The sequence below is a fragment of the Mycoplasma sp. HU2014 genome, from assembly GCF_001199495.1.
GTDB lineage: Bacteria > Bacillota_I > Bacilli_A > Mycoplasmatales > Mycoplasmataceae > Mycoplasma.
Genome location: NZ_LFYS01000040.1, coordinates 1 through 6,421 on the forward strand (window position 1 = coordinate 1; position 6,421 = coordinate 6,421).

Genomic DNA, 6,421 nt, shown 5'->3' on the forward strand with positions numbered 1-6,421 from the left:
AAAATGTTTCAATAATTTTTCTAAAATATCTTCACTGTTTTTTGTAAATATTGCAACGTTTCCATACTCTTTAACATCAGTACCTGTTTCAATTAATTCTTTTTTCTTTTTTGATCTTTGACCAACTGGAATTGGTGTTTCAAAAGGTACAAATTGAAAATCTATTATTTCACCAACTATTTCCAGATCAACTGGTATAGCTTTTCCGTTAACGTATTTACTAGTTCTTTTTACAACTTTATATTTTCCAAAATAATCTTTTACAACTGTGTTTTTAGGTCTTGCAACCTGTCTTATTTCTAAAGGTATCGCCATTTTATCTCTCTTTCCCTTTTATATAGCATTATATCTATATTATAGCATAAAAAAGACATAAAATAATAGTTTTTTTAACTTATTTCATGTCTGTTTAAATTAATTTTAAGTAATTATTCATGCTTGAGCTTATACATTTTAAGGTTATTTATAAAAAACTGCTTAATTTTCAAGTTTTTCTATAGTCATATTAGGTAGAACTTTTATATTAGAATAGCATTTGCTATTTTTTTATTTCTAAAATTTAGCTATTTTTATACTTAAGTGGGAAATGTAGAAAAATATATCAAAAATAATAAAAAGTACGTTGGTAATTTTTAAATTACCCAATACGTACTTTTACTTTTTGATCTTCTTCAGTTGCGTCTTCTGCTTTTTTCTTAGATTCAAATCTAGCTTGTTTTTTAAAGTCATCCATTCTTTGAACAAGTTCTAATAAGATATCTCTTGCAATTGATAGTTTATGTAGTTCATCTGCATCTTTACATTTTTTAGCAATTTTTTCAAAATCAGCTTGAACTTCTTCAATTGTAATTGTTGTGATGTCTCTTTCTTTTTGTATTTGTTTAATTAATCTTGTAATTTCTTGGTTTTCAGCTGAAGATTCAGAGATCATTTGTTCTCTTCTTTCTAATTCCATTACTAGACCTAACATAATGTCACGTTGAATTCTTAATCTTCTTAATTTTGGTTTGTCTTCTTTGAATTCTTTTTCTAATTCATCAAAACGTTTATTAATTGCAGAATTGTTAATATCATCTTTTGATAGACCAGTTTCATTTAAGATGTCTTCAATATCTTTATCTGTGATTTCAATTCTTTCTTCTCTTGGTTCTTCTTCAACTAATTTTAGAATTACATTAGATAAATTATTTACGATTTCATCAGCAATATTTACTTTCATTTTATTAAATAAACTAGTTGCTTGTTCAACATAAATTGCTAATGGGTTGTTTTGAGCATATTGTTGTAAATAGATTCCACTTTTTAGTTTATTAGCTAAATCTAAGTGTTTAGTTCAATATTTATCAAATGAATCTAAAATAACTTTTCTTTCCATATTTAAAGCTACATCTTCAGGAATATCTGAGATTCTTGCTTTATATAATTTCATCATTGATTCAGCCATTTCAATTGCTAAATCCATTTTTTCTTTATTATAGAAATCTTGAACAGTGAATCTATTTTTAGGAACTAAATTACCATCAATTGCTTTTAATAAACTTTCTGAGTTTAAGGTTTTTTCACCATGAACTTCAGTTGAATGTTTTTCTATTAATTCATAAGCTGTTGTAACTTGGAATTTTTTAATTGCTACAGTTAGATCGGTTGCTTCTAAAATATCTTCACGTTGAGCATAAATAATTTCACGTTGTTGAGCTAGAATGTTGTCATAATCTAAAACGTTTTTACGTTGATCGAAGTTCATTCCTTCAAGTTTTTTCTGGTTATTAGTAATTGCTCTTGTAAACAATCTAGATTTAATATAATCATCACCTAAAGATTTAAAACGTTGTCTTTGTTTTGGAACAGTAAAACGAATCATTAAATCATCATCCATTGAAATGTAAAATCTTGAAAGACCCGGATCACCTTGTCTACCAGAACGACCACGTAATTGGTTATCAATACGTCTTGCTTCGTTACGTTCAACACCAAACACACGTAATCCACCTAGTTTTTTAACATCATCACTTAACTTAATATCAGTTCCACGACCAGCCATGTTAGTTGCTAAAGTAATAGCTCCTAATTGTCCAGCTTTTGCAACAATTTCAGCTTCTCTGTCGTGATTCTTAGCGTTGATTGTTTCGAATTTTAATCCAGCTTTTGATAGATATCTTGCAATTTGTTCACTTGATTCAACACTAGTAGTTCCAATTAAAATAGGAGCACCAATTTTATGAGTTTCTTTTACATCTTTTACAAGTTTTTTTAACGCTGCATTTTTTGACCCAAATGTTAAATCTGGTTCATCTTTACGAATAACTGGTTTATTTGTTGGAGTAACAACAACTCTTGTATTATAAATTTTAATAAATTCTTCTTCTTCAGTTTTAGCAGTACCAGTCATTCCTGCAATTTTTGAATATAAACGATAGAAGTTTTGATAAGTAATTGTTGCTAATGTTACAGTTTCTTCTTCGATTTCAACATTTTCTTTAGCTTGTAGAGCTTGTTGAAGTCCGTCTGAATAACTTCTCCCTTCCATAATACGACCAGTAAATTGATCGATTAATAAAATTTCTCCATCTCTAACTGTATATTCAATTCCTTCTTTAAAAACAAATTGAGCTTTTAAAGCGTTCATGATTAAGTGGAAAATTTCAGTATTTTCTAAAGCAAATAAGTTTTTTAATGAGAAGAATTCATTTGCTTTTTTCATACCTTGTTCATTTAAATAAACTTGTTTAGATTCTAGATCAATATCAACATCATCATGTTCTTTTAAAGTTAAAGCAAAATTATTAGCTGTTTTATACATGTTTTTTCTAGAAGTTGATCCACCTGAAATAATTAAAGGTGTTCTTGCTTCGTCAATTAAAACTGAATCAGCTTCATCGATAATACAATAGTTTAATTTTCTTTGAACTCTCTGATTTGGATCGGTTACCATATTATCTCTTAAATAATCAAAACCTAACTCTGAGTTAGTTGTATAAGTAATGTCTTTTTCATAAGCTTCTTTTTTTTCTCATTTAGACAATCTACTTCCATTAAGACCAACAGTAATACCTAAAAAATCATAAACTTGACCGTTTATTTCACTATCACGTTTTGAAAGATATTCGTTAACAGTAACAACATGAACACCCTTACCAGTTAAAGCATTTAAATATGCAGGAAAAATACCAGTTAAAGTTTTACCCTCACCAGTTCTCATCTCAGCAATATCTCCAGAATTTAAAATAATTCCTCCGATTAACTGAACTCTATAAGCATTTAACCCTAATACTCTTCTAGCCGCTTCTCTAACTAGTGCATAAGCTTCAATTAATAATGAATCAGGTTCAGTTCCATTTGCTATTAAATCTTTAAATTCTTGTGTTTTAACTTTGAAATCTTCATCTTTTAGTTTTCTCATTTCTGGTTCTAATTCAATAATTTTATCTGCAATTTGACCATATCTTTTTATTAATCGTTTATCAGAAATCATTTTATCCTCCTACATTTTTGGCATTACAATATAATTATTATATAACATATAATAGTGAAAATAATTTAGAAAATAGATATGAAAACAATAGATAGTAAAGTTTATACAAATCAAATAATAATTAAGAATTCTAAATTCATAGCAATTATGAGTAAAGTTAATTCTAAACAAGAATTAGATAGCTTTTTAGATAAATATTGTCAACTTGATGCTACACATAATTGTTATGCTTATAGAATTTATGATAATAAAGTAATTGGTGGTTATAATGATGGTGGTGAACCTAGTTCAACAGCAGGAAAACCTATCTTTAATGTATTAGAAAAAAATAATTTATTTAATGTAGTTATTTTAGTTATTCGTTATTATGGAGGTATTAAATTAGGAGCAGGTCCTTTAACAAGAGCTTATTCTAATTGTGCTAGTGAAGTTGTTAAATTAGCAAATATTATTGAAACTAAAAAATATTATGTTTATAAAATTCAATTTAATATAACAGAAATGAAACAAATTAATAATTGAATTAATAAAAATAAAATTGAAATACTTAATAAAGAATTTAATGAAAAAGTAGTTTATTTAATTCAATCAGAAGATGAAATAGATAATAATAATTTGTTTGAGATATTAGAAATAAGTGCTGTCAATAAGTAATAAACTTAAAATTTGTGTGGGATTCCACACTTTTTTTAAGTATAACCGATATGAGTAACATGTTTTATAAATCTGAGATTTTTGATCAAGATATATCTAACTGAATTGTAGATAATTGCTCTAGATTCAATGATTTTATCGAGCGAGATAATGATGTAAATTGAAATAAAGTTCCAAAGAAATTTTGATAGTAAAAATAGCACTCAAGTGCTATTTTTTGTTTATATATTAAACTTCAGAATCAATAAATGATCCATCTAATAAAAAGTCTAATAGACCTATGTATAATACACCTTTTTGATCATATTTAGGTATTGAATTATCAAAAGTTATAATTATCTTTTTAAATGAGTCGTCTATATTATATAAAGAACGAGCTTCTTGTTCTTTTTTTTCTTGTGTTGGTATTTGATATGCTGATTGAATATAATATTTTTTACTTGCTTTTTTAGCTACAAAATCAACTTCTAGAGTTTTTCTACTTGTTTTATTATCAACTGTTGGAAATATTTCAACAACACCTGTATTTACAATAAAACCTCTTCTTTTTAATTCATTATATATTATGTTTTCCATAATATGATTTTCTTCATATTGATTAAAATCTAAACGTGCATTTCTTAAACCGACATCTTCAAAATAATATTTTAAAGGGGTTTTAAAAATCTTAACTCCTTTAACATCAAATTTATAACAACTAGAAATCAAAAATGATTGTTCAAAATAATCTAAATAATTACTTACCGTTGTTGGTGATATTTGTATTTTTGTTTCTGAATCAAATCTTTTTGATAATTTACTAGGATTGGTTAAAGATCCAATACTTGAAGATATGAAATTTAATAGTATTTCTAAAACATATTTATCTTTATGAATTGATTTTCTTTCTAATATGTCTTTTATATAAAGCTCATTAAACAAATTAGATAAGTACTCAATTTTTTCATCAACTGAGTTAAGAATATAAACACCAGGTAATCCACCATAATAAAGGTAGTGTTCTAAAGCTGATTTTCGATCATCAAACAATGGATTTATTTCACTAAAAGATAATGGAAATACATGAATTTGGTTTGATCTATCTCTAAATTGTGTCAATATTTCACTAGATAGCATTACTGAATTACTTCCAGTTACATAAACATCAACATTGTCTCTTTTCATAAGTTCAATTAAAACGTCAACAAAAGTGATTTTATGTTTACTGTTTTTAACATAAGGATTATCAATTGCTTCACAATATTGAATTTCATCTATAAAAAGATAATATTTTTCATCTTTAGAAATAATAAATTGTTCTATGTGCTCTATAAGTCTTAATGGATCTCTTAAAGATATATTTTTAACACTATCTAGTGAAAGTTTTATAATTTGATTTTCTTTTACACCTTTAGAAATTAAATAATCATTAAAAATATTAAAAAGTAAAAATGATTTACCACATCTTCTTATTCCTGTTATAACTTTAACTTTACCGTTATTCATTTTGTTTATTAATTTATTTAAATAAAACTCTCTTTTTATTAACATAGTGTATACCTCTTAGAATTTATGTGGGATTCCACACTTTTTTTAAGTATATTAGACTGATTATATAAATATTTACTTATATTATTGCCAAATACTTAAAATTTATGTGGGATTCCACACTTTTTTAAGTATATTATACAAAAAATACATTGTTTTTCAGATTATAAACTAAGATATTTAAAATTTATGTGGGATTCCACACTTTTTTTAAGTGAAATTATGTCATTTTTAACTGTTTTCGGGGTCTTGTTTTTTTTTTTTTTTTGAGCAATATCAAACAAAATGATACCTTACCAATTATATGTTTTGGATCCAAAACATATAATTGGTAAAGGAGGTTAGAATGTTTACTATTTTAGACAATAAGTCATATGCAGAAATTAAAAAACGTATATTAGATATCTTCGCAAAAGATCCTAAAAGATCATGTTTATCAATAGCAAAGCAATTTAATAAATCTGTTTCTACTATAAAAAGATATAAGAAAGAATATCTTGATTTTATAAATACCGGAAAGGAGATAATACTTTCTCATAAAAATGTAAATAACAAGAATGCACAAAAATATAGTGATGAAACAATATACAACTTAGGTGAAGTTTATCAAGGAGAAATGAAAATAACAGGAGGAGAGAACAATAACAGTAGTTGTTCATTTTTGACGTTGAAAAATTATCATAGTTGTTTAAAAGAAAAATTTGGTTATAAGATTTCATATTCTAATTTAGATAAAAGATTAATAAAACAGGGTTTTGCTAGTGCATA

At 25.7% G+C, this 6,421-nt stretch carries 5 protein-coding genes and 1 pseudogene; 3 read left to right on the forward strand and 3 right to left on the reverse strand.

Annotated features, from left to right (window positions below; genetic code table 4):
• Together AB668_RS02270 and secA are read right to left on the reverse strand one after the other, a co-directional pair.
• Positions 1–315 (reverse strand): annotated as a pseudogene (locus AB668_RS02270) (hypothetical protein); the annotation flags it as partial.
• Between the two features lie 322 nt (positions 316–637).
• A complete protein-coding gene (secA, locus tag AB668_RS02275; protein WP_050517445.1) occupies positions 638–3,472 on the reverse strand; it encodes a preprotein translocase subunit SecA in 2,835 nt (944 codons plus the stop codon).
• 78 nt (positions 3,473–3,550) lie between these two features.
• Between secA and AB668_RS02280 the strand changes: the two genes are divergently transcribed.
• Both AB668_RS02280 and AB668_RS05720 read left to right on the forward strand, forming a co-directional pair.
• The gene (locus tag AB668_RS02280; protein ID WP_050517446.1) at positions 3,551–4,126 is read left to right on the forward strand and encodes an IMPACT family protein; all 576 of its coding nucleotides are present in this window, start codon (positions 3,551–3,553) and stop codon (positions 4,124–4,126) included.
• A 50-nt stretch (positions 4,127–4,176) separates the two neighbouring features.
• Positions 4,177–4,317, forward strand: coding sequence for a hypothetical protein (locus AB668_RS05720; RefSeq protein WP_160315004.1), 141 nt, complete (start codon positions 4,177–4,179; stop codon positions 4,315–4,317).
• A gap of 37 nt (positions 4,318–4,354) precedes the next feature.
• Here the strand turns inward: AB668_RS05720 and AB668_RS02285 are convergent, their stop codons facing one another.
• The gene (locus AB668_RS02285; RefSeq protein ID WP_050517447.1) at positions 4,355–5,656 is read right to left on the reverse strand and encodes an ATP-binding protein; all 1,302 of its coding nucleotides are present in this window, start codon (positions 5,654–5,656) and stop codon (positions 4,355–4,357) included.
• A gap of 343 nt (positions 5,657–5,999) precedes the next feature.
• On the opposite strand from AB668_RS02285, the gene AB668_RS02290 reads away from it, so the two are divergent.
• Positions 6,000–6,421, forward strand: a 422-nt coding sequence (locus AB668_RS02290; RefSeq protein ID WP_152908030.1) for a winged helix-turn-helix domain-containing protein, incomplete at its 3' end; no start/stop codon positions are given.